Origin of the sequence: Pseudaquidulcibacter saccharophilus, assembly GCF_019455445.1 — a bacterium.
GTDB lineage: Bacteria > Pseudomonadota > Alphaproteobacteria > Caulobacterales > Aquidulcibacteraceae > Pseudaquidulcibacter > Pseudaquidulcibacter saccharophilus.
Window position 1 is genome coordinate 33,044 of record NZ_JAHWUS010000006.1, and the last position, 26,536, is coordinate 59,579.

Below are 26,536 nucleotides of genomic sequence, written 5' to 3' on the forward strand. Positions count from 1 at the left end.
GAATTATAAACATTTATACAAAATATATCTCCCCCTAACTAAAGTATAGATAAGTCTTTATTTATTTTAATTTTTTTGCTAACCAATAGAAAAAAATCTTTTGCTTAGGGTTTATCAATGAACAAGACTTCAAGAATAAAGATGTCTGATGTCGCACGTCTTTCAGGCGTTTCGGTTTCAACAGTTTCGCGTGCCCTTTCAGATTCTTCATTGATACCAGAACAACTAAAGCAAAAAATTCGTGAAATTGCAGAAGAAAATGGCTACGTCGTCAATGCTGCTGCCCGTAATTTACGCCTGCAAACCACAAAAACAATTGGCCTAGTTTTGCCATTAGGCCACGAAGAAAACCAAAAAATCACCGACCCTTTCTTACTTGAGATGATTGGTTGCCTTGCCGATGAAGTCTTTAACAAAGGGTATGACCTACTTCTATCAAAAAACCCACACCCAAAAGAAGGTTGGTTAAAACGGCTAATTGCTTCGCAAAGGTTTGACGGGCTTCTAGTCATCGGTCAATCTGATCAACACGATGCACTAAACCAGATTGCAACCTCATATGCCCCAATGGTGGTTTGGGGTGAAAATATGAAAGGGCAACATTATTGCACGGTTGGCGTTGATAATTTCATTGGCGGTCAATTAGCAACCGAGCATTTATTATCACGTGGCCGAAGCAAAATATTATTCCTTGGCCCCCCTAATGTTCCGGAGGCTGAAAGTCGTTATAATGGCTATTCATCTGCGATGAAAAAAGCGGGCAAGAAACCAATGCGTATTGATTCACATTTTGGGTTTAATGATGCGCGTGAAGCCGTACAAAACCTTATAAAGTCAAAACAAAAATTCGATGCAATTTTCTGCGCTTCAGACGTTATTGCCCAAGGCGCCATGTCGGTTTTAACTGAAGATAACATTGCAATACCTGATAAAGTTGCGGTTTGCGGTTATGATGATGTTTCAATTGCCAAAAGCCTTAATCCGCCTCTTACCACGATACATCAGGATTTATCACTGGGCGCAAAATTTATGGTGGATTTGCTTTTCCAACGGCTTAATGGCGATCAAACTTCATCGGCGATTATGCCAGCACGATTAATTACGCGGCAAAGCACATAAAGTTAATTTATAAGTTATGAGGCAGGCCCCGGTTTCCGCGCCGTTAATTAGCCCTGAACCTGCCCCAATTCGTTGTCAACCTCGCTTAAACGGTTGTCGGATGCGTTGAACAAATGGTTCAACAACAAGGCTACAAACAAAATAATGGCAAAAACTGTTGCAACATAAAATCCAAACTTGGCATCACCAAAATGATCGGAAACTATGCCCATCAAAAGTGGAGCGATGACCGCACTAAGGCAAGTAAAGAATAGAATTATTCCGCCAATTGTACCGTGTTGCGATTTTTGAAACCCACTTATACCTTTTGAATTTAGGGTTGGATATATAACTGACATAAACAGGCCCGATAACGGTAATAATAAAACGGCAACCCCTTGCCCACCAATTACCGCCCCAATAAAGCACAATGCAATTAACGCCGAACAAAGGCTAAGCACGACTGTCCATTTCAAATGTGACATAAGCCATGATCCTAAGAAGCGCCCAGCAGCTCGCAAAACAAAAAATATCGGCAAAGCATAAATTGCAAAAAACTGTAAGTCACCTTTATAAGTTTTCAAAAAGCTTGGCATCCAAACGAAAATCGCATTTTCTGCACCGACATAAAGCATAATCAATGCACTAAAACTCAGGAGGTGCTTATCTTTTAATAATGGAATCACATCGGTAAAATTTATTTTTTCGACGCTATCTGCCTTGATAGATTTTGGATATGCCACACGAGATGCCGCAAGAACCAAAATCACACAAATAAAGGCGGCAAACATATATAGCCACTTCCATGACGCGCCATTTAGCAATAATTGTGTTACAAGCCACGGGCCAATAATTGCACCTATTGCAAAAAAACCTTCAACCATATTCATGATTTTGGTGTGTTGTTGGCTCGAATTTGTAAGGTCGCCAATAAGTGCAATTGCTGCGGTTTTAAAAACCCCAATTGCAGCACCAGATATGAACAATAAAATCAGAAAAAAGACAAAGTGATTAACAATCGCAAAGGCAAGACATGCAACCGCATATGCTATAAGCCCAACAACGATTGACCATTTACGTCCTAATTTATCTGCCAAGGAACCAAGAAATAAACCAGAAAGTGCAATTCCAGACATTGTCGAATAATGAAATGCACCAGCTTGGGCCATTGAAAGCTTAAACTCTTCAATGATTTTTGGGATGATAACACCCACCGCATCCGTAGTCATGGCAAACATTAAAAACATTAAATAGGTCAAAAATAATACAAGACCCATATTATGTTTATTTTCGCTTTTCATCCCTTGATTTGGCATTCCCATTTCCTCTTTAAAAAGGTGTGGCATCGGCTTGTTACACTATTATATAGCCCATAACTGGGGAGAAATAGGGCTATTAACAGGTAAAAAGCCGATGCCAAGTAAAACTTCTGAATCTTTACGAGGGCATCAGAAGCTGTATTTCAGAGAAAGTGTGGTTGTGCGTCCATTAATGGCACGGGCGCGAACATAATTTGTTGCATTTGCAGTGATTGAACCTTCTTCGGCTTCTGTAACGCCAAATGTATCAAACGCATTGTTTACATTCAAAGATACCAATAATTTTTCTGTAAACTGATAGTTTGCGAAAAGGTTAGTTTGAATATAGCCAGGCATAACCAAAAGATTATCATCACTAGTATAAGATTTTGTAGTGCCAATAAAGTTTGCACCAAATTCAAATTTATCCATTTTATATGATGGCGTCATTTGGAACACCCATTTCGCTTGGCGACGTGGTGTGTTGCCTACTTGTGTTGGGTTTAATGCATCTTTGGTAATTTCAGCATTGGTATAAGTTGCCCCGCCATTAATTTTGAAGTTACCAACACGGTAAGCACCTTCAAATTCAACGCCTTTTGCTTCATAAACACGATCTATAAAACGCTGTGTAGTTGCTTCATAGTTTTGCTCTTCTGTGGTGGCAAAGAATGCAGTTGCATATAATTTAACGCCGCCTTGAGAGTATTTCACACCAGCTTCATGTTGTTTAACAAAATCAACGGCATCTTGTTTTGCAACTGAACCATCTGCCTTAACCTTTCCGAATAACAAACGATCGGCGTTGGCGCGGCCACCTTTTGAAGTACGTGCAAAAAGTGAAACATTATCAGACAAACGGTAGTTTGCGCCCAATGAATATGACGTATAATTCCAATCATAATTCACTAATTGTGGGTTTGCATAATCAATTACGGATACACTAACTTCTGTTGGCTGGATAATTCCATCACCATTAACGTCAAAGTTTGGCTTTTGCACAGAACCGGCATAATTCCCACGTGCTTTACCGCCATCATGGCGAATTGACGCCTCTAATGATAATTTATCAATGCTATAAGTCGCAACCAAATATGGGGCAACAATATCATATTGGGTATCATAATGACGGGTACAGCAATTACCCCATGCCGGAACACCATAAGCAGCCAATCCATTTTGAGTTAAAAGAGTTGTGCCATTATACGCATTTAGCAAACGGGCATTATCGCCTTTTACTTCCATCAAATAGCTGTTCCAAACCCAGTCCATATTGATATTTTGATGGGAGTTATAAAGACCAAAAGTGACATCAAGTTTTGAATTATCAAGATTGAAGGTTTTTGATAATTTTAAATCATTTGCCATATTATCAAGATTATTTAGCAAAACATTGAAGGTATGAACACGCATCGCAAGACCGGCATAGGCACTACCAGCACCTGGGCCATTAGCGATTGTCAGGCTTGTACCGCCAAGCTTTGCCGCAATTTCAGACGCTGTCCCTACGCTCTCTGGGAAAAGTGAAACAAAATCACCACTATTTTGAGCATAACGGAATTTGTTATCAAGATTCCAACCGCCACCAACGTCAAATTTTGCTTCTGCATTGAACGCTTTTACAACAGGGTGCATACCATCACGCACATCCGAAACATGGTTTTGATTATTAGAGCCAAGACCTGCATCTGAAAGGAAATATGCCGAATGGATTGTATCTGATTGCGCATCAAGCCCAGGTACTGAACCCCATTTAGGATCAGCATTTGTACCGGAAACCGCCATTGGCATCGGCAGATAGCCAATCGTGCGGTCATTAAGATATTTAAAGCCGACACGAACAAAGCCATTGTCAAAGTGACGAGTTAAATTACCTTCAAATTGTCCGCCATTATTTGCATCATATCCGGCTTTTCTAGGGCCTTCACCTTTGCGATAAAAACCACCAATATGGAAATTTGTATTATCAGAAAAAGCACCGCCATAATCAAACTCAACACGGCTTTGGTCAAAATCGAGACCTTGAGTAATCTGAACCGCACCACCTTCAGCAGAACCATCTTTTGAAATAATGTTTAAAATCCCACCCGGAGAGTTAGACGCCAATGTTGAAGCCGTACCACCACGCACAGCCTCGATACGACCAACACTTAAATCTGTACGAAGGAAAATATCGGCATTACCAAATGCAATGTCACCAAATTCAAGAATTGGAAGGCCATCTTCTTGGATCTGTAAGAATTTTGCGCCACCAGCAGCAACCGGCAAACCACGTACAGCAATATTGGCATTACCCTCTCCGCCAGTTGATTCAGAACGGAAACCAGGAATATTTCGGAAAATCTCCGCCGCAGAACGCGGTGCCGCCTTGGCAATTTCTGCATTACCAAGAGAAGAAATTGAAATAGAAGTATCAAGACGATTTTGCCCCTTGGCAACACCTGTAACAACTACGACCTCTTCTTTAGCATTGTCTGATTTATTGGCATCTTGTGCATTCGCCACAGTAGAAATCGCGAATAGTGAGCATCCGGCCATAAGCCATGCAGTGGCTTTTACGTAATTCTTCATATTTTCCTCCCGGCTCTTGTTTAAGCCAAATATTTTTCCGCGTCTTTATGGCGCGTGTGTTTTTTTATTAATATAATATGCAATCGTTTGCAAGTCTTTTTTTACATATTTGTTATTTTTATTAATCGCACCAATCAACTAATACTATTGAAGCCCTGCAAAATAAGGCTTTTGCAACATAGCACAATTATCGCACGGCAAGCATGTTTTTAATTTCGCAATTATATCTTGCAATCGTTTGCATTGTGCTGTATTGGAGAATTAATAAAATATGAGGCCGCCAAAGCACTCATAAAGACAATAATAATATTTACAGGGGAATTCGATTTGACCTTACAAGATGCGCCTAACAGCGTTATTGATTCTCTCGCTGCCTCAAAAACGCATACCCAAAGCAAGTATTGGCGAGATGCCATGACGGCACTTGAAGAATTATATGGCAAAGATGATATTGAATGGCTTGCGCCACAAATTTCTAAAATTTTGGCTAAAAACATTTTATCGCGTAAAATCGAACTAAAATTGCTCGATGAAAAGCGTTCACAAACTCCATTATGGTATGCGCAAAAAGGGCGCCCCGCTTATTGCTGTTATATTGATAAATTCGGCCAAGATTTTGATGGAGCATTACAACATCTTGATTACCTAGAAAATTTGAACGTTGGTTTATTGCACACACTTCCACTTTTGAAGCCACGCGAAGGCGATAGTGATGGCGGCTTTGCCATTGCCGACTTCTTTGATACAGACCCCAAGCTTGGCAATATTATAAAGTTTGAGAACCTTGCCAATGAACTTCATAAGCGTGATATTGGCCTTATAATTGATATTGTTTGCAACCATACTGCAATGGAAAATGAATGGGCACAAAGATGGTTAAAGGGGGATCCTGAATTTGCAGACTTTTACTACGCTTTTGATAAATCTGAGGTCGACGCATACGAAGCTGGATTAATAGATGTATTCCCAGACACCGCCCCAGGTAGCTTTAGCTATAATGAAGAAATTGGAAAATATATTTGGACGACATTCTATCCATTCCAATGGGACTTAAACTATAAAAACCCCAAAGTTTTTATAAAAATGCTCGAGGCATTGTTATTCCTGACCAACAAAGGTGTGGACGGTTTCAGGTTAGATTCAGCACCTTTTCTTTGGAAAACCAAGGGCACTCTCTGTCGTAATCATAAAAACACCCACAAAATAATTATAGCTTGGCGAAATTTATTGAAAATATTATCGCCTTCGAGTTTTCTACTGGCTGAAGCCATTGAAAGCATTTCCGAAGTTATCCCATTTTTTGGTTCAAAAGATGCCCCTGAATGTGACCTTGCCTATAATAATGTTCTTATGACCGCACTGTGGGCTGGTATTGCCGATGGAAACGGACAAATTGTCGAAAAAGCATTATCAAAAGCTAGTTTAAAGCCAGCCAATGCCAAGTGGCTTAATTATATACGTTGTCATGATGATATTATCTGGATCGCCCTAAAAGATATTGCAACAAATGAAGACATGCAAAGATGGGCAGATTTTTACAATAATTCCCAAGGCTTCGCGACCGCAATGGCATTTCAAGCCCCTGAAAACATGCCAAAGTCAAGCTGCGGAATGGCATCGGGATTATGCGGCATTGGTAAAGATGATTATGGCCTTGAACGTTTAAAATTGCTAAATGCAATCATATATGTGACCGAAGGCGTTCCTATGATTTATATGGGCGATGAAATTGGCCTTGGTAATGATTATAGCTTCTTGGAAAATGATGAAACCAAGGCAGAAATACGCTGGCTTCATCGCCCTAAAATGGATTGGGACCTTGCGGCGGATCATAATAAAATTATTGTTTTTTTCCAACAATTTGGGAAATTAGTAAAAGAAAATATTCCATCCCATAATGCCGATTATATAAAAGCCGAAACCATTGAAGACGGCAAGGCGTTAAAAATCACACAAGGCTTTGGCAAGGGTGAAATTGTATTAATTGCAAATTTCACTTGCGAAGAAATCAATTTGCCACAAACTACAAACCTGACCCAGCTTTATGGTGATAAAGAAAAATTATCGGCCTATGGGGTTAATTTATATCGGGGGACAATTGCATGATTATTGGCATTGAACTTGGTGGTACAAAAATAAACATTGCATGTGGCAACAATCCTGAAAACCTTGGTGAAACTATTCGTATTGAAACCACCACCCCACTTGAAACAATGGAAAACATCAATGTTGCCGTTAAGCAACTCGTTGCAAAACACCCGAATATACAAGGAATTGGTATCGCAAGCTTTGGTCCGGTTGAACTAAACCCAAAATCCATAAATTATGGAAAAATACTTGATACGCCAAAACCTGGATGGTCAAACACTTCGCTTATCAATGATTTGATGGCGAACTTCCCAGATTTACCAATACGAATTGATAGCGATGTTAACGCGGCCGCACTATCTGAAAAATATTGGGGCAATGGTATTGGTAATGGTAATATTGCCTACATTACGATTGGAACTGGAATTGGTGTTGGCTTAATCGTTAATGATGCCTGCGTTCACGGGACAATGCACCCAGAAGCCGGCCATATAATCGTTCGTCGTCATCCCAATGATGATTATAAAGGGTTTTGTGTTTTTCACGGCGATTGCCTTGAAGGTTTGGCATGTGGGCCATCAATCATGGCGCGTTATGGTAAGTCAGCCAGTAATTTTGACCAAGATCATGAGATTTGGGATTTTGTTGGTTATTATATTGGGCAATTATGCAATACATTAATCCTTACCAATGCCGTTGAAAAAATTATAATTGGCGGCGGGGTTGGCCTTAACCCAAATCTTTTGCCCAAAGTGCACGAACATTGCCATGATTTATTGGCAAATTATTTGCCACATTATCGCAATATAGACGGTATTCGCGATTTAATCAGCAATCCAGCACTCGGTGACAAGGCGGGGGTATTGGGGGCAATCGCGCTATTCAACGACTGATTGACGGGCCTTTAATGCAAAAAAAGCAATAAATCCATATGCCAATAATGGCACTATAAACGCACTATTAAGGACAAAATTATCTGCAATAAGCCCCACCATTAACGGTAATGCAGCGCCAAATGAAATCGCCAGAACTAAAAGCCCAGAAGTAGCCGCATGGCTTGCCTTGCTACGCTCTAATGTAAGGGTGAAAATAGTTGGAAATTGTATTGAATTGAAAAAGCCAACCAAAAGTGCGGCATAGCCAATTATTGCCCCACTCCCCAAAACGACAAGCAAACAAAGCGCAGCGGCACAAATTGCGGCAATTACCAATAAATTATACGCCTTGATAAATCGCAAGGCATAAGTACCAATAAATCGTCCCAAAAGCGCCCCACCCCAATAAAAATTACCAAGCAGGAAGCCTGCGGTTTTTAAATCAAGACCAAGAACCCTTTCATTATGAAGGAAATTTATCATCAAAGATCCGATGGCAACCTCTGAACCAACATAAAGTGCAAGTGCCGTCGCACCAAAGAGCGCCCAGCGGGATTTAAATGCCCCTGCAATTTCAGCATTATGATTTTGACTTGTAATATGTTTCGCAAATGGCTTTAAAAATGCCAAAACCGCCAACAATAAAACCACAATTATTAGGGCAATATAAATATAGGCTTGCCCAACCAATTCAACAGTTTGTAAAGCTGGTAACGATGCTATATCACGCCGTGATAACAACATCTCTGAGCCAAAATGAACGCCAATAACCACACCGAGAGAGTTCAAGGTTTGCGCCAAGGTAAGGCGAAAATGGCTTTTGTCTGGTGTGCCCATTCCGGCAACCAATGGACTTGCTGCTACCTGAAGACTATTCACCCCAGACGACATAATAAATACCGCAAATAAAACTATAAAATAATTCTGCCAGACCCTAAGCAATTGCATGACAAAACACGCGGCAATCATTGTCAATAAAGCTAAGAAAATTACCCGCCCCGAACCATATTTACTTACGAAAATTGCTGCTGGGATTGAAATCACGCCACATGCGATAAAGCTTGTAATTTGGGTGGCGATTGCCGCACTCCAGCTAAGGTGAAAGGCGGCCTTTAGGGTTGTTAAAAGTGGGTCATTATTGGAATTGACAAAACCCCAGCCAAAAAACAAAAGTATAAGCACAATAAAGGCAATTTTACTTTGATTATCTGGCTGGGGTTTAGAATTCATGCCAAGTTTAAACCTGTTAATGTGATCCGGCTACATCTTCCTCAATTTTATGAACTGGCGCATTACGTGCCGCAAGTGAGAACCACATAATATAAAGATAGCAAATCATTGGGATGATAAACGCCAATGAATAAGAACCAGTCATATCACGAACGCTTGCAAACAATAGCGGAATAAACGCACCACCAACAATTGCCACACACAAAAGACCAGATGTTGCCGACGCAGGCGCCGATGAACGTTCTAATGTAGTGGTGAAAATAGTTGGGAACATGATAGAGTTGAACAAGCCAACAAAAATCGCCGCCATTGCCAATTTTGTGCCGTTTACAACCGGAACCTCAACATTAACAATTGGCATTACAAATGACGATGTCGCAACCGATGGGGTAACACCATTATTAAGCACAATAAAGGCACATAATAAAACCGTACCCACAGTCGCAACCGTTAGCAAAGTGTAGCCTTTCACGAATTTCAAGAGCGCACTACCACCAAAACGGCCAATCATGGCAAAAATCATGTAATAAGTTGCCAATTGCCCTGCTGATTGAGCGTTAATTCCAAGAATTTGTTTTTGCTCAATAAACAAAATTAAATTCGCGCCAATTGCTACTTCGGCACCAACGTAAAAGAAAATTGCCAAAGCACCAAGATTTGCCCACTTTGCTTGAAGCGCAGTTAACGGTGATACTGCGCCGGTAGTTTCTGGCGCATTATCAGCAATAATTTTACGCACCATAAAAATCAAACCGATAAATATCGCCAAAGCAATGCCGATTTTTAAATATACTGCACCAACTTCACCAAATGCTTGTGCTTTAAGAGCATCAGTCAAAACCGCGTCCGGTTTAAATGCTTCACCTTTTAGAAGGAAAGATGAGCCAAAATAAACGCCGCATGCCGCCCCCAAAGAGTTAAAAGCTTGTGATAAATTTAGACGGAATGCAGAATCTTTTGGGTCGCCCATTGCCGCAATTAACGGGTTTGCTGCAACCTGCAACAAAGTAATACCAGATGCCATAGTGAACAATGCCACCAAGAAGACCGGATAAATATGAACCATAGTCGCGCCAAGCGCAATCAAACAGCCTAAAACAATACCGCCAAGCCCGACAATTACCGATTTAACATAGCCATTTTTTGACAAAAAGCTAGCTGCCGGCATCGACATAACGCCATAAGCAATAAAAAACGCAAAGCCAGTCAAATTCGCTTCGACTGCATTCAGGGTAAAAATCGTCTTCATTGCCTTTAACAATGGGTCAAGTAGATTGGTAATAAGCGCCCAAATAAAGAACAATATTGTTACATAAGTAATCGCTAGCCCCAGACTTGAGGAACCAGATTTTGTATTTTTAACGGCATCAGTCAAATGCGCCTCCCAATTATTTAAATATGATTGTTATTGCAGAAAACGGTAATAATTCAGCATTGTAGTATTTACTAGCAATTTGCGCTGAAAACGCTTGCTTTGAATCAGTCTTATTAAGAACCAACAAGGCAATCGAACCATCAGGGTTTTGAAAGGCCACATTTTTTAGCCCTGCAATATCCTGTGTTGAACCAATTCTAACTGCACCAGGCATAACAAATTTCGATAAATGGCCGAATGAATAATATTCGGAATCGCGAGTAATTTCTTTGGTCTTGCTATTGATACTTATGACACCAAAACAATTACCACAGCCACCTAGATGTGGGCCATAATTTTCATCCAAGGCCAAATTCCACATAAGAACACCTTTGGCCCAGGCGTTGGTTGAACCGATAATTAAATTATCCATTTGCCAGACAAAACTATCGGAAAAGCTCTTATTCCATTCTCCGCCCGAACATTCGGTGAAATAAGTTTCCATTTCAGGATGGGCATTGTGGATTTCATTTTGCGTGGCAACATTACCTGCATAGCAATGCCACGCTACACCGGTAAGATATTTACGCGCACCATCATCATTTAAGACGGCAAGAGGTTGTTCTGGCTTATCCCAATTATGATCCCATTCAAGAATTTTTGGGGTATCTTTTCGCGTTCCCATTTTGGGCCCAAGATGGTTTTTAAGAAAGTCAGCACGGTCTTGGGGTGAAAGCTTCATACCCGGATAATCAGGTGGGCTAAAATCAGGCTCATTTTGAATAGTAAGCATTGAAACTTTAACGCCCGCCTTGCCCATTTCATCGGTATAACGCAAAAGATAATCCGCAAAATCATCATAATTTTCACGACGCAACGTTCCGCCAATCATGGAATCAGTAGTTTTCATCCATGATGGTGCACTCCATGGTGTCGCCATTATCGTTAAAGCGGGATTTATCCTCTTTGCCTCTTTGGCAATTGGGATAATTGTATCCTTTATTGTAGAAAGCGAAAACTCACCTTTTTTATCAGAGAAGCTATAATGCCTATCCGAAAAATCCGAGCCGCCAATTGTAAGACGGGTAAATGAAAAACCCAAACCGCCGCGTGAGAATAGTTCGTTTAGAACTCTTTCTTTGCTTGGGGCGTCAAGCCGATTTAAATTTATCGCTGTGGCATCGGTAATTGCCGCACCCGCACCAATAAACTTTTGATAGCGAACACGTTTATCGATTTTTATAACAGCCCCACGTGCGGAAGTTTCAGCACTTATTGGCGCCTGCTTTGCAAGTAAAAACTGCTTATTGCCAGTCGTGATATAATTATCCGCAGGTTGGTTTATTTGAACAGAAGTAGCGCAACCGTTTACGCACAGCAACAAAGCATAACCAGCAATTCCAAAAAAGAATTTATTATTCATCTGGACCCTTGTTTCCTTGCAAATATTATTTTGCACTATTTAACTGGGCAATTTCCAGTTTTAACGACAAGACGCCCAACAGTTTTTTTGTCCCCGTAGCTTAAACCATAGCCATATTTAAATAAAGGCTTATAATTTCCCTGCTCTACATTTTGCGATGGGGGGCAGGGGTCGGACGGCCATGCAAATGAAAGCCTTCCCCGAAAGTCTTTTTGCGCATTCTTATTACGCAATATGACATCACTTATACCCCCCGCTTCAGTACCCGGTAACCACGCTGATACTACCGAATCTGAAAAGTTTAGAACATCATTTATATAAAGTGGGCGACCGCTATATAGAATTGTAACGACCGGAACGCCTTTACCGGCAACAGCCTTTAAAGCATCTTTGTCTGCTTTCATGCGATCATCACTTGTAAGTGGTTGCGGTAAAAGAATATCGCCTTTCATTTCCGCATATGGAGTTTCACCGACCACCGCGATAATTGCCGCAAAATCCTTTGGATTAACACCTTTACCATCGGCAGAATAAACTAATTTATCGCCATATTGTGATTTCAAAGATGCAAGTAAGGTTTCACCATTCGGGAAGTCAGAATTATCAACTTCATCACCCTGCCAAGTTTTTGACCAGCCGCCAGATTGGTTAGGCATAGAATCCGCACTTTTACCTACCACCAATACTTTTTTATCAGTTGCAAGCGGTAGTGTTTGTTTATTGTTTTTTAGCAAAACCAAGGATTCGCTTACTGCACGGCGCGCTAATGCCTTGTTTGAAATGGCATCAACATCGCCAGCATATTTATTATGCGCAGGATTTTCGTTAAATAAACCAGAGCGCATTTTAACACGCAAAATACGGGCTACTGCGTCATCAATGCGCGACATAGGAATGCGCCCTTCTTCGACATCATTTACTGTATTGTCGATAAAGGCTTTCCAATCATTTGGCACCATAAATAAATCTGTACCCGCATTAACAGCCTGCGCACAATGATCTTTTGTGCAACCTGGTATTTGGCCAATTGCATCATAATCAGACACCACCAAACCATCAAATCCCAATTTACCTTTTAGAACATCGGTAATAAGATATTGGTTTCCGTGGATTTTTCCTTTTGGGCTATTTTGATGCTTTAAGGCATCGTCATTATTCCATTCGCTATAAGTAATCATAACGGTCTGCATACCAGCAGATAGCGCGCCATAATAACCTTGAGCAAATGTATTGATAAGCTCTTGCTCAGATGAATAATTCTTACCCTGATCGACACCATTAAAAGTGCCGCCATCGCCAAGGAAGTGTTTCACCGAACCAACTACATTTGCAGGGTCTTTCAAATCACCCTGAAGTCCTTCGGTATATGCTTTTGCATAAATGCGAACTAATTGCGGGTTTGAAGAATAGGATTCATAGGTGCGTCCCCAACGCGGATTCTGTACAACCGCAACGGTTGGTGCGAATGCCCAATTAATGCCACCAGCACGAACCGCCTTTGCAGTTGCCGCAGCAATTTCTTTTACCAATTCAGGGTCGCGTGCGGCACCCAAACCGATATTATGCGGATAAAGGGTTGCACCATGAATATTATTATTTCCGTGAACCGCATCAATACCCCAAATTAATGGAATTGGTGTTTTTAAATCAGTTGCAAGTGATGCTTTAAAATAGTCATCAGACAGTTTCACCCAATCCGCTAGAGCGGCTTTTTGGTTCATTTGTGGCCAAGAGCCGCCGCCATTTAGTACGGAACCAAGATAATATTTAGTCACATCTTCTGGTTTGGCGCTTTTAATTTCAGCTTGCGTCATTTGCCCAACTTTTTGACGCAAAGTCATAGAGCCAAGAATTTCTTTTATTTTTGCTTCTGTTACAGCATCTTGTTTAATTGAGCTTGTTACATGCTCCCAATCTTTATTAACATCTTGTGCAAAAGCGGGCGCGCCAATTGCAGCACTAAAAATCCCAAGGCAAATCCCATAAACATAGTTTTTGCGACGTGCAGATTGTCTTAGTTTTTTTAATCCTGAATACATAAAATAATCCTGACTATAGGGGAAATTTTGGGCAAGCCCATTTCATCGAGGGGCAACAAAGCCCCGGGAGTGTTGCCTCTTGGGAAATCGCACAAAAAAACATACCTCGTTGAATGTCTTTTTGAAGCACTGGGGATATCCCCCAAGAGGCAACGGGAGGAATGCTCTATGCGCCGCATACCGGAATATTCGGCGCATAAACCACATTAGAATTTATATGAAACACCTAGCAAATATTTTGCGCCATAGGTTTCATAGGTTTCTGGAAGCAAGGTTGTCTTCTGCAATAGGTTGCCGCCAGAAGTTACATATGGTTCATCGGTAATGTTATAACCCTGTAAAGTTACAGTCATATTTTTGAAAGGACCGTCTTGGAACTCATAGCCGATTTGTGCATCGACATGTGTGTTGTCAAGAATTGTGGTATATGCACGGGTTCCAAAGTTACCTGCGACATCTGAATACGCAGGGTCACGATAAGAATATGATACGCGTGCCTGCCAGCCATGTTTTTCATAATATGCAGCAAAGTTATAAGTTACGCCAGAGAAACCAGGAATTGTAGTATCGCCACCTTTATTAGACTTAATATCAGTCCAATTTTTGGTGTAGTTACCATTTATGCCGAAACCATCTAGCATGCTTATGTAATCACCGAAATCAAGGTTGGCCTGTAATTCGATGCCTTTGATATAACCGCCGTTGCCGTTAACCGGTGTATTTAAGTTACCAACCCAGCTGATAACATTATAGTTCATTGGGTTTGCCAAACCGGTAAAGTCAAAGTCTATATCATCGGAATAGATATAAGTTTTCACATCCTTATAATATCCGGCAATTGCAAACATTGATTTGCGACCAAAGTAATTCTCATATGAAATATCATATGCATTTGCACGCCACGGCTTCAGTTTCGGGTTACCGCCACTACCGCCTGGCATGTAATAAATTTTTGTCGGATCAGGAGGTGTAACGCCTGATGGGAATACTTGAACTTGTGAGAAGTAAGCACCAACATTCGCACGCATATCATCCGTTCTTGGTCGCGCCATTTGTTTAGCAATACCAACACGTAAATATTGTTTTGGTGTTAATTGATAATTAAGATTCAAACTAGGAAGAACATCAGAATATTTATTCTCTACGGTCATAAGAGTTGGCGCTCTAGTGCTTTCACCAGTTACGATATAATTACCAGTAGATTCGGTATTCGTCATTACATACTGAACACCCAAATTACCTTTTAGAGGGCGACTTAATACCTCTGTATCAATGTTTAATTTGGTGAAAATATTAAACACATCTTCACTTAACGACCAGTTCTTCGCATAATGGTTGTCATCTACATATGGTACAACTCTGTACGAACCAGCAACAGCTGAAGGGATGTCAAATGCATATAAATAACCCCAACCTGCCCATGTTAAGTCTGTAAGACCAACACCATAAGGTGTTTCAGGCGCAGCCGGGCGGTTATCAAATGTTGTCTTATTTTCTGGACGAACTTTTAAGAATAAATCATTTTCATCAATGGATTTGTCCTTAGAATGGCTCCAACCACCAAGACCAACTTGCAGGCTATCAAAAACATTTCCAACAAAAGTATCTTTAAGGTCGGTTTTTCCACTTACATTAAATGTTGCATAAGAATCTTTAACATGAGGGAACCGTATATGACCATCGGCACCCCATCCGCCGCCAGGCGCTGAATCACCAAGGTTCATTTGGGTAGCATTTGAATAATCCAACCCAGGAGTGATTGTCATAAATCCTTCTGAAGGGATACTGAAATTAATTGTGTCAAATGTACGTGCGCCAGTACCATAACCAGCAAATATTTCAGTCTGAGATTGCTTGCCTTCTGATTTTGAATAAGACGCATCAAAGGTTAAATCCCAAATACCAGCACGCATTTCGTGATTTAAACCAACTGAAAGCACGTCATCTTTACGTGTGTTAAGTTGGTTATTTTGTATTGGTGTCATTCCAGTATAAGTGCCTGCAACGATAGTTGGAATTCCATTAAATTCACCAAGCACTGCACCAGCCATTGGAAGCCCTGCATAACCGACATCGTTGGTCCAGAATGTGTTGGTTTCGATGTCGCGAATGACCTCTTTTTGGTCCATTTTCGAATAATAAAGATCAAGAGTTGTGTGCCAATTATCGGTTGGTTTAAATTCAAAAACCGCAACCGCACCATCACGAACCTTATTCACGCTTCCGGCACGAAGCTCAAAACCTGATAGATAGTTTGCATCAGCCATTGCACCAGTTGCACCAGGTAAATAAGCTTGATAAGCACCATCATAAATATTCCATGGAGTATTATTGGTCATCCAACCCCAGATTTTTTGGTGTTGAACTTGTGACGTAGTGTCCATGTGAGCATAGCCCAAGGCTACGCCAAGCTTGCCATCCATAAATTGGTCAATATACGAAACCGAGCCGCGCCAGCCTTCTTTACCAAAATCAGGGTTTAGCTGTTTGCCAGTTGAAGTTTCGCCACGAAGGTTAACTGCAATTACTCTCTTATCAAGTGAAAGTGGGCGACGTGTGCGCAAATCAACAGTACCAGAAAGCCCCATCCCCATGATTGCAGCATCAGGGGTTTTATACACAACTGCAGATTCAATCAATTCCGATGGATATTGGTCAACTTCTACACCGCGTGCATCGCCAAGAGAACCCTGCATACGGCCATTAAGTGTAGTAACTGTGAAATCAGGTGAAGTACCACGAATGTTAAGAACCTGAACATCGCCATTAACGCGCTGACCAGCAACACCAGGCAGGCGTGACAATGATTCCGCAATTGAAGAATCAGGCAATTTACCAATTTCTTCTGCAGAAACGACTTCAACAATCGAAGTTGAAGCACGTTTAATCTTGATTGATTTTTGCAAAGATCCGCGAAGACCTTTTACAACAACAACCTCACTCGTATCTGGTTTTGCAGCCTCTTGTGCAAAAGCCACACAAGGCGCAGCAACCATCAAGGCTGCGATTGAAATCGCTTCCAACCCGAAGCGTTTTTTTGAAATTTTAGATGCACTAATGCTTGTCTTGCGACTAAGTAACATATCTTCCCCCCTATAACCGTTTGCGGTTAGCTAAAAATGCTTAGCACCTCCCCCTCAATTGGAAGCGCTTCCAGTAAATTTTATTTAATTTTTTCAGTTTGTCAACACAATTATCAAACTTCTATAACACTTGCGGTAGATTGTCTCACCATAATGTCGAAATCTATTATCATATTTTTTGGTGTAGAATCGGAGTTTCCATTTTGCAAAATCGATACTAATCGCTCTACTGCACGAGCGGCAATTTTCTTTAGCGGTTGATGCACAGTCGTTAATGGCGGCCATACAATTTCCGACACTGGTGTATCATCAAATCCAGCTATTACAATTTCTTCGGGAACCCTGATGTTCAAGCGATGTGCGCTGAATAAAGCACCGGCCGCAGTATCATCATTCGCACAAATTAAAGCACTCGGACGGTGCGGGTTTTCAAATATTTTTAGTGAGTTTTCAATACCAGACTTGAATGTAAAATTACCACGAAACACAAAGTTTTCATCAAGTTTTATATCATTATCTGCTAGGGCTTTTTTAAACCCCTCATAGCGCAGTTCGGCAGACATATGGTTCTCCAAACCTTTGATAAAGGCAAACCCCTTGTGACCATTTTTGATTAGTAACTCAGTGAGACGATAACCAGCCAATTCATCGTCCATACCAACCGAATCAATAAAGTTCCTTGCCTTATTTCCAGATGAAATACCCACCGCGTGAATATTCTTTTCACGTAAGATATTTATCAAGGAAATATCATCGGAAAATGGCGGAGTAAGAATTATTCCATGATAATTATTTATTTCGCAAAGCTCAATAATACGGTTGCGATATGAGGGTGAGTTTTGATTGACTATGTGTGAGAACGCTTGAAAACCAAGCTCCGCACATTTTCGCAACGCCCCAATTTCAATTGCCGAAGTATAGTATGAGTTTGGCTCTGAATCAAAGTCAGACGCATTAAACAAAGCAATCTGCCGACTTTTACCACTTGCCAAAGAACGCGCCTGAACATTTACACGATAATTAAGCTGCTTGACAGCATCCATAACGCGTTTGCGAACGGCATCACGAACATTTGGCCCATTGTTTAAGACACGTGAAACCGTTGTTCGCCCAACTTTTGATAAAGCCGCGACATCATCAATGGTCGGATTTTTATTTGCCCCGTTGCCTATACTTTTTCCCAAACTTGCCACCCGTCGATTTGCTATTATTGGGCGAAATTTATCAAAATTACAAGCATAGTTTCATTTACAAATATATTTTCGCCATATCGTGTTTATTTGCAATGCCTATATTTTAACAATAATCTTGTTTTTGTATAATAAATATCCAAAACCCCAGCAAAACAATGCAAATATAATCGCAAAGCCAATACTTCCAACCCCGCCAATAAAACCTATATTTACAAAAAAGTCGGTTATATATTTAAAAACGCTTATGTCTTTGCTTGGTTTTATATTACTCAGAACCATGGGCATTAATTCGGAAAATATATAAATCATAAGCGGATTAATCCCAATGATTTCAAAAAATATACCGCCATGATTTTGCTTTTTTATCTCTATCAGCCAAACCAAGGCGGACATGACCAATAAATCAATGCCGATGCAAAGAATGGCAAAACTAGATGTCCATAGTTTTTTGGCAATTGGAAAAACAACGCCCCATAGGTTTCCAAATAATATCAAAGCAATGCCGATAATCGCAATTTTTTTAACAAGCGGTTTTAAATCATTTGCTTCCTTAAGCGTTGCACCCAATAAAAAACCAGCAAGCACATTAACAACCGCAGGAAATGTTCCTAAAATACCTTCTGGCTCAAACCCCTCGTCCCATTCATAAAGGTGGTTTTTAGGTATTATAAGATTATCCACCATTGAACCAAAATTGTGGAATTTATCATATTGCAATCCATTTGGCGCGCCGAAATATAAAATCAACCAATAGCCAACCAATATGATTGCGGAAATAATCAAAATCTTGGCTTTATCAAAATATCGAATTAAAATACCGGCAAGCAAATAACAAAGTGCAATTCGCTGTAAAACGCCCAAAACCCTTGCATGACTTAAATCAAAAATTTTCAAAACACCATTTTCATCATAATGATAGAATGGAAACAAGAATAACAAAACGCCAATTATATATAAAACCAGCGTGCGTTTGATAAGTTTGGTAAAATATTGCCCATCATTCAATTTATTGGCATTAGTAAGCGCAAAAGATGTTCCCATCGCAAACAAGAATGAAGGGAAAACGATATCGGCAAAAGTAAAACCAAACCAAGGCGCATGATCAAAGATACTAAAGGCTTTTGCCGATGCACCTAAATCATTTATATTATTGACAATAATCATTAGAAATATTGTCATTCCACGAAAAACATCAAGCGATTTAAGACGCATTTACCGCCCTCTAAAAAATTGTCAAAATTTGTTTTAATTCAGCAATATCCAGACCTGATTTTTGCATTTGAATCATTGGCGGGTTATCAATCCATTCATGATCCCACTTATTGATTGCGGCCTTGAATTTTTCCTGGTCAAACTCTGAACCTGTTTCAATATCTTGCTTTAATTGGGCAAATAGTTTTTGCCACCTTGGCAAGTAATAATCCTTGATTAACCCGCGCCATGCTTTTGAAGCATAATCATCAAGCACATTATCACCGCCCCAAACTGTAACCTGGGTAATTGCGCTTTTTTCATAATAATCTTTTTCAGATTTTGTATCACCAAAGTCGCGCGCCTCTTTACGCCAATTATCAAGGCTTTGCCCGACATAGGCGGAAATATCGTCAAGGCGAATTGCCATTTCATTTATTTTCAAAAGCGAAGTATCAATTTGCGTAATATTTTTATCTTTGCCGGCTTTGGTCGCTTTGATTAATTCATAATCAATATTCAAAAGCCCCCAATGACGAACACTATTCACGACATCATTTATGAATAATTTTGAATGTTTGTATTTTTCAAACACATTCAGAAAAGCTTCTAGCGCATATTTAATTTTATTAACATCATATTGCGGCCCATCATAATCCCACAAATCGGCACGCGGCTTTTTCATGAATAAATAGGTACCAAAACCACCGCGCCACCATGCACGTTTCCAATTCCGTGTTTGGTAGCATGCACCAATCAAAGTTTTCCATGCCGCCTCAAGGGCATCATCCGTCTTTGAATAGCGGGCACGGAAATGTTTTGATAAAAAACTATCACGTGTTTCAGATGGCTGTTTCCAAGCCATTTCAAACATATAATCATATGCGATTGAATTGGTATTTAGCCCCTCAGGAAAAACGCCAAAACCCGCAAGATTTCCTTTGGTCGGATCATTTTCAAGGCCACCTAAATCTTTTTCATAAAGATCAAAATCGCCAAATAATGCATTATTGCCGCCAAAATTATGGATATAACCAAATATCCACTTTTTACCGTAAAAGGCTTTGTCATTGCGCCACGTATCGCGCGTATAGTCATTGCCAATATCAAGAACCATAACCTTGTTATCTGGAACCGCTTCCAAATATGCGCGAACAGAATCAGGCGTCCAATAGTCAGGCTCAAACTCGAATAGCCACCCCTGCATAACCCAGGTTGCATTTGGCTTTGCATTGCTAATGGCATCATATAGTTTTTTACCATAGGCCTTAAGAACCGTATTCTTATCCTCGCCCGCTTTCACAGGCGGGCGCATTTCATTGAATGAATCTGCAAGATAATATTCACCGTCCCCAAAGGTTTTTGTATAAAGTTCAATAAATCTTTTTGAAAGTCTGGCAAAATTTTCATCATTGGGGTTAAGCCACCAAGTTTCATGAAAGCCTCCCCACGGCACCATTTGCATCGCATCCGCAGATTTATATTTTTGCGCCCAAGCTTTTGGAACATAGCCCGCAAATGCAGGCAAAATTGGCGACATCCCCAAATCACGCATACGTTTTAGAATTTTCTTTTGAATATCACGCTTTTTTATTTGATAAGAACGCGGGGCTTTCCCATAATAACTTTCGATATTCCCCATCCGCGCCCAAGGCAAAAATGGCGGGCCACAAAAATATGAATCAAGCTCGTTATCGCTTAGCCCTTCTTCTCGCCAAAGTAGGCGCCAAACATATTCCTGCCCTTCCATCGCAAGCGGCATATTAATTCCACGCGACGCCATATAATCGATTTCTTTTTCCCAACGTGCCCAATCCCAATAAGGCATTGTATAGCCATAAGCACAAACATTCAGATAGGCACGATTTATAAATGGAGTTGGCACTTTTCCGCTTTGATAATCGGGTAAATTTACGGGTAGGTTTTTATTATCCCCTTCCCAACTTGTATGTAAAATGCCATTATCCGATAAATATTTATAAGCACCTTTACAAAGGGCCACATTATCACTGGCAACAATATTTGCATTGCCGCCGCTAACACTAACTTCATAAAAAGGTTGGCTTGATGATTTTATTTTAAATGAAAATGATTTTGCCAGATTGCCAATCTGCCGGCTCAAAAAATCTTGCGCAGGCATTAAAGATGCCGCAAAAGCGGGAGAATATAATGCACCACCTGCAAAAGCAGCCGAGGTTTTGATAAGGCTTCGCCGCGTAATTTTGTGCATGTCCCACTCCGTTTTTGCACAAAATAACTTATATTTTTTCTTTTAAGTCAAATGGTTTTACAGCTTTTTATTTTTTACATACCAGTTTGAAAGGTCATGCTTTAAAATAAATATGCCTTTTGCGGCAAAATTCCCACGCGGTCACCAACCTTTAAAGAATGATCAAAATTACGCTCAGGTATAATGATTTCAAGATGATGCCCACCATTATCAATTGCTTCAAAACGCAAGAATCCAGTGCTTGCAAAAATCCCTGTTAATTGCGCCTTTATGCCCTTTTCTTCATTCGATATAAGTGCATCATAATTACGGAATTTAACCTTTTGACGCCCCGAAAAATTCGTCAAATTAACCACGGGAAATTCGCAACCATTTATGCTTGCTATTTCGCCTTTTATGTCGGCATCTGCCGCATTACCCGAGCCAACAAAGTCAAAAACAAATTCGCTTTTTGGATGGTTTATAATTTTATCAGCGGTATCATATTGTGCTATTTTTCCGCCTTCTAATAAAACAATCCTATCAGCAAGATCCAATGCCTCTTCTTGGTCATGGGTTACAAAAATTGTTGTTAAACCTGTTTCATCATGAATATGGCGCAGCCAGCGACGTAACTCTTTCCGTACCATGGCATCTAGTGCACCAAATGGCTCATCAAGCAATAACAAACTTGGGTTAATGGCAAGCGCGCGCGCCAATGCTACACGCTGCCTTTGCCCGCCGGAAAGTTGTGCGGGATAGCGTTTTTCAAAACCTTCAAGCTGTACCAATTTCAAAAGGCGTGTGATGGTTTCATTTATCTCTTCACGTTTGGGTTTATTTTTACCCCGCATCTCAAGACCAAAGGCAATATTCTTGGCCACTGTCATATGCCTAAACAAGGCGTATGATTGAAAAACCATCCCGATTTTACGTTCTTTTACCGGCAGCGATAAATAATTTTGCCCCTTGAAATCAATTGTGCCTTTATCAGGGTAATCAAGACCCGCTAACATTCGCAAAAGCGTGGTTTTACCCGAACCAGACGGCCCCAAAAGTGCGATAAACTCACCCTCTTTTACAGAAAAGCTAATATCATTAAGGGCGGCAAAACCGGCAAATTGTTTGCTAAGATTATTGATTGTTAAAGCCATATTTCTCTCTGATATTTGCCTTTTAATGCCTATGTTGTGCCGATAATTCGTCCGCATAACGCCATTCAAGAATTGTTTTAATCGCCAATGTCACAAAGGCAAGACCAACCAAAATCGTTGCCGCGCCAAAGGCACCAATTGTATTATATTCATTATATGCAACTTCGATATGAAGCGGCAAAGTGTTGGTAAGGCCGCGAATATGCCCAGAAACCACAGAGACCGCGCCAAACTCGCCCATTGCACGTGCCATACAAAGCAATACACCATACAAAAGCGCCCATTTTATGTTTGGTAATGTGATGCGAAAGAAAACATCCCAACCAGAAGCACCAAGCGTTACCGCAGCAACCTCTTCATCGGTGCCATTATCATCCATAAGCGGAATTAATTCGCGCGCAACAAACGGCAATGTTACCAAAAGCGTTGCCAAAACAATTCCGGGTAAAGCATAAATAACGTCGATGTCATGCGCCTGCAAGAATTCACCAAACCATCCTTGTGCGCCAAACATCAAAACCCAAACCAGACCAGAAATTACTGGTGATAATGAAAATGGTAAATCAATTATGCTTAAAAGTATGGTTTTACCGACAAATTCAAACCGCGTAATCGCCCATGCAGACGCAATACCAAAAACAATATTCAAAGGTAAAACAATCGCCGTAACCAATAAGGTTAGTTTAAGAGCATCCATTGCATCTGGATCCGCAAAGGTTTCAAGATATTTTGAAACACCACCCTTGAATGCATTAAATAACACACTGGCAAGAGGTAAGAAAATTATCAACGCCATCCAAAAAAACGCAAACAATATAAGCGTATAATCGGCAATATTTTGCGGGCTTTTTGCAGATTTTCTACGCATCACAGCCCCTTTTTCGCAAAATAGCGTTGTGTAAGATTAAGTGCAAAAAGAATGGCAAAAGAAATCATCAACATTCCAATCCCAACGCTTGCCGCACCAGCATAATCATATTCTTCAAGTTTTACGACAATAAGCAAAGGCGCAATCTCTGAAACATATGGAATGTTGCCGGCAATGAAAATAACACTACCATATTCACCCATACCGCGCGCAAATGCCAATGAAAAACCGCTAAGAAGTGCCGGCATTATTGCAGGTAAAATCACATGATTAAAAGTTTGGAGTGGGCTTGCACCCAAGGTCTCTGCCGCTTCTTCAACTTCGGCCTCTAACTCTGAAAGCACTGGTTGCACGGAACGAACAATGAATGGCAAGCCAATAAAAACAAGCGCAATGAAAATACCAATAGGTGAATAAGCAATCTTGATTCCAAAATCATCAAAAAACCCACCTATCCAACCATTTGGGGCATAAATTGCTGAAAGAGCAATGCCAGATACCGCCGTCGGTAAAGCAAAAGGCATGTCAATAAAGGCATCAACCAACTTTTTGCCTGGAAAGTCATAGCGCACCAAAACCCAAGCAATCAAAACGCCGACAAATAAATTGACCAATGCCGCCAATAGCGAACATAAAAAACTTATTTTAAGGGCAGCAAAAACGCGTTTATCAAAAAGTGTATCAATAAAGCCTGAAAATCCATTTTCCCATGGCCGCATCAAAAGCGCTAATAATGGTATAATTACAATCACAGAAACGAAGAATATTGTAATGCCAAGGCTCATTGTAAAACCGGGTATAACCCGCGTTCTACGAAACGCCTTTGGGGCAATAAAACCATCTTGACTGCTAATCTCAGCTGGCACCAAAAATATCCCTTTAATCCATTGCCGTACACAAAGGCGGCAATTAGAAGATTCGCAACAGTTTGACACATGCCGTTGCTTTATACAATTACCGCCATATTATCTTAATAATCATACTGTTTACAATGTTGCCCACCTTATAAACATTCGCTTATTTTATAAAAACCGGCAAATACATTGACAAATTGCTATTTCACACAACATTTTTAGAATAATTTATTCTATGTTGGAAATATGACCAATTAAATTACTAATAAATTTTCTTGACCTTAAGGGCAAAGATAAATTTAGTAGATTTTATTTAATGTTACGCGGGGAATACATGGCAACCGATATAGAGATTGCCCACAAAGCAAAAATAAATCTTATTTCAAAAATTGCAGAAAATGTTGGAATTGATGAAGCTGCGGTATCGCCACACGGCAAATATATCGCAAAAATTGGGCTTGATTACCTTAATTGCCTGCCCGATAACCCCAATGCAAAACTTGTATTGGTGACGGCAATTAATCCAACACCTGCGGGTGAAGGTAAAACCACAACAACAATCGGCCTTGGTGATGGTTTATCTCTTTTGGGCAAAAAAACCATGCTCGCATTAAGAGAGCCATCACTAGGACCATGCTTTGGCACAAAAGGTGGGGCAACGGGTGGTGGCTATGCGCAAATAATGCCGATGGAGGATATCAATCTTCATTTTACTGGTGATTTTCATGCCATAAGCTCTGCCCATAATCTTTTGGCGGCAATGATTGACAATCACATTCATTGGGGGAATGAATTGGGGATTGATATACGCCGCATTTATTGGCGGCGTGTAGTTGATATGAACGACCGCGCCTTGCGCAATATTGTTTCCTCCTTGGGCGGGGTTAATAATGGTTTCCCGCGTGAAGATGGTTTTGATATTACAGTGGCGTCTGAAATCATGGCTATCTTTTGCCTTGCCAAAGATATTGAAGACTTAACCGAAAGAATTGGCAACATAATTATTGGCTATCGCCGCGATAAAACGCCAGTTTACGCCCGCGATTTAAATGCCCAAGGGGCAATGGCGGTTTTATTGAGAAACGCACTTTCCCCCAATTTAGTGCAAACATTAGAAGGAACGCCGGCACTGGTGCATGGCGGCCCATTCGCCAATATTGCCCACGGCTGCAATTCCGTAATTGCGACACGTTCGGCCATGAAGCTTGCTGATTATGTTGTTACCGAAGCAGGTTTTGGTGCTGATTTGGGTGCGGAAAAATTCTTTGACATTAAATGCCGCAAATCAGGACTAAAACCCGATGCAGTTGTATTGGTTGCCACAATTCGCGCCCTTAAAATGCATGGCGGGGTTGATAAAAAATTATTAGGACAAGAAAACATTGCCGCACTTCAAACCGGTGCAAAAAATCTTGAACGCCACATTCAAAACATTCGCAAATTTGGCATAGAACCAATAATTGCGATAAACCATTTTATTACCGACACCCAAGGTGAAATTGATGCATTGCATAAAATTTGCCGTGAGCAATTTGGGCTTGACGCAATTTTCTGCGATCATTGGCGCCACGGTGGGAAAGGTGCAATCGAGCTTGCAAACCGTGTTATTGAAAGTGCCGAAAGTGGAAATAATAAATTCCACACTCTTTACAACGATAACCAAAGCATTGAAGAAAAACTCGAAACTATTGCACGCGAAATTTATCATGCCGATGGTTTAAAGTATGATGCCAAAATAAAGGCACGATTTCAAGAAATCGAAGATCTTGGCTTTGGCAAACTTCCGGTTTGTGTTGCCAAAACCCAATATTCATTTTCAAGCGACCCTAAAAAACTTGGGGCGCCGATTGGACACTCGCTAGAGGTGCGCGAACTTCGCCTTTCCGCAGGTGCAGGGTTTATCGTCGCAATCTGCGGGGACATAATGACTATGCCAGGATTACCAAGACATCCCGCCGCAGAATTAATCGGAATTGACGAAAAGGGTGAGGTTTTCGGCTTGTTTTAA

At 40.6% G+C, this 26,536-nt stretch carries 17 protein-coding genes; 4 read left to right on the plus strand and 13 right to left on the minus strand.

All coding sequences use genetic code 11. The features are described from left to right. The first annotated feature begins 117 nt into the window (after window positions 1–117). Window positions 118–1,119 carry a LacI family DNA-binding transcriptional regulator gene (locus KXV15_RS12665; protein WP_240008580.1) on the plus strand — a complete coding sequence of 334 codons (1,002 nt, stop codon included), beginning with the start codon at window positions 118–120 and terminating at the stop codon, window positions 1,117–1,119. Window positions 1,120–1,166: 47 nt separating this feature from the next. Here KXV15_RS12665 and KXV15_RS12670 read toward each other — a convergent pair whose 3' ends face one another. Then, window positions 1,167–2,444, minus strand: coding sequence for an MFS transporter (locus KXV15_RS12670; protein ID WP_240008581.1), 1,278 nt, complete (start codon window positions 2,442–2,444; stop codon window positions 1,167–1,169). Window positions 2,445–2,546: 102 nt separating this feature from the next. Continuing rightward, the gene (locus KXV15_RS12675) at window positions 2,547–4,967 is read right to left on the minus strand and encodes a TonB-dependent siderophore receptor (RefSeq protein ID WP_240008582.1); all 2,421 of its coding nucleotides are present in this window, start codon (window positions 4,965–4,967) and stop codon (window positions 2,547–2,549) included. A gap of 327 nt (window positions 4,968–5,294) precedes the next feature. On the opposite strand from KXV15_RS12675, the gene KXV15_RS12680 reads away from it, so the two are divergent. Together KXV15_RS12680 and KXV15_RS12685 are read left to right on the plus strand one after the other, a co-directional pair. Continuing rightward, window positions 5,295–7,073, plus strand: a complete 1,779-nt coding sequence (locus KXV15_RS12680; protein ID WP_240008583.1) for an alpha-amylase family glycosyl hydrolase — start codon at window positions 5,295–5,297, stop codon at window positions 7,071–7,073. Continuing rightward, complete coding sequence (locus tag KXV15_RS12685; RefSeq protein ID WP_240008584.1) at window positions 7,070–7,948, plus strand: ROK family protein; 879 nt, start codon at window positions 7,070–7,072, stop codon at window positions 7,946–7,948. The genes KXV15_RS12680 and KXV15_RS12685 overlap by 4 nt, the downstream gene beginning before the upstream one ends. Here the strand turns inward: KXV15_RS12685 and KXV15_RS12690 are convergent. The 11 genes from KXV15_RS12690 to cysT form a co-directional block, all read right to left on the minus strand. Next, complete coding sequence (locus KXV15_RS12690; RefSeq protein ID WP_240008585.1) at window positions 7,934–9,160, minus strand: MFS transporter; 1,227 nt, start codon at window positions 9,158–9,160, stop codon at window positions 7,934–7,936. The two genes, KXV15_RS12685 and KXV15_RS12690, sit on opposite strands and share 15 nt — an antisense overlap. A gap of 16 nt (window positions 9,161–9,176) precedes the next feature. Further along, entirely contained in the window at window positions 9,177–10,535 is a 1,359-nt protein-coding gene (locus tag KXV15_RS12695) for a sugar MFS transporter (protein WP_240008586.1), read from the minus strand. 13 nt (window positions 10,536–10,548) lie between these two features. Next, a complete protein-coding gene (locus KXV15_RS12700; protein WP_240008587.1) occupies window positions 10,549–11,937 on the minus strand; it encodes a glycoside hydrolase family 30 protein in 1,389 nt (462 codons plus the stop codon). A gap of 35 nt (window positions 11,938–11,972) precedes the next feature. Continuing rightward, window positions 11,973–13,976, minus strand: coding sequence for a glycoside hydrolase family 3 protein (locus KXV15_RS12705; protein ID WP_240008588.1), 2,004 nt, complete (start codon window positions 13,974–13,976; stop codon window positions 11,973–11,975). A gap of 206 nt (window positions 13,977–14,182) precedes the next feature. Beyond that, window positions 14,183–17,059, minus strand: a complete 2,877-nt coding sequence (locus tag KXV15_RS12710; protein ID WP_240008589.1) for a TonB-dependent receptor — start codon at window positions 17,057–17,059, stop codon at window positions 14,183–14,185. A gap of 113 nt (window positions 17,060–17,172) precedes the next feature. Continuing rightward, complete coding sequence (locus tag KXV15_RS12715) at window positions 17,173–18,243, minus strand: LacI family DNA-binding transcriptional regulator (RefSeq protein WP_240008590.1); 1,071 nt, start codon at window positions 18,241–18,243, stop codon at window positions 17,173–17,175. Between the two features lie 105 nt (window positions 18,244–18,348). After that, window positions 18,349–19,464, minus strand: a complete 1,116-nt coding sequence (locus tag KXV15_RS12720; protein ID WP_240008591.1) for an acyltransferase family protein — start codon at window positions 19,462–19,464, stop codon at window positions 18,349–18,351. Window positions 19,465–19,474: 10 nt separating this feature from the next. After that, the gene (locus KXV15_RS12725) at window positions 19,475–21,673 is read right to left on the minus strand and encodes an alpha-N-acetylglucosaminidase (protein ID WP_240008592.1); all 2,199 of its coding nucleotides are present in this window, start codon (window positions 21,671–21,673) and stop codon (window positions 19,475–19,477) included. A 101-nt stretch (window positions 21,674–21,774) separates the two neighbouring features. Further along, window positions 21,775–22,806, minus strand: coding sequence for a sulfate/molybdate ABC transporter ATP-binding protein (locus tag KXV15_RS12730; RefSeq protein ID WP_240008593.1), 1,032 nt, complete (start codon window positions 22,804–22,806; stop codon window positions 21,775–21,777). A gap of 22 nt (window positions 22,807–22,828) precedes the next feature. Continuing rightward, complete coding sequence (cysW, locus tag KXV15_RS12735) at window positions 22,829–23,674, minus strand: sulfate ABC transporter permease subunit CysW (protein ID WP_240008594.1); 846 nt, start codon at window positions 23,672–23,674, stop codon at window positions 22,829–22,831. Continuing rightward, entirely contained in the window at window positions 23,674–24,540 is an 867-nt protein-coding gene (gene cysT / locus KXV15_RS12740) for a sulfate ABC transporter permease subunit CysT (RefSeq protein ID WP_338050456.1), read from the minus strand. Before cysT ends, cysW begins: the two co-directional genes overlap by 1 nt. Window positions 24,541–24,862: 322 nt before the next feature. Here cysT and KXV15_RS12745 point away from each other — a divergent pair, with 322 nt between their 5' ends. Beyond that, the gene (locus tag KXV15_RS12745; protein ID WP_240008595.1) at window positions 24,863–26,536 is read left to right on the plus strand and encodes a formate--tetrahydrofolate ligase; all 1,674 of its coding nucleotides are present in this window, start codon (window positions 24,863–24,865) and stop codon (window positions 26,534–26,536) included.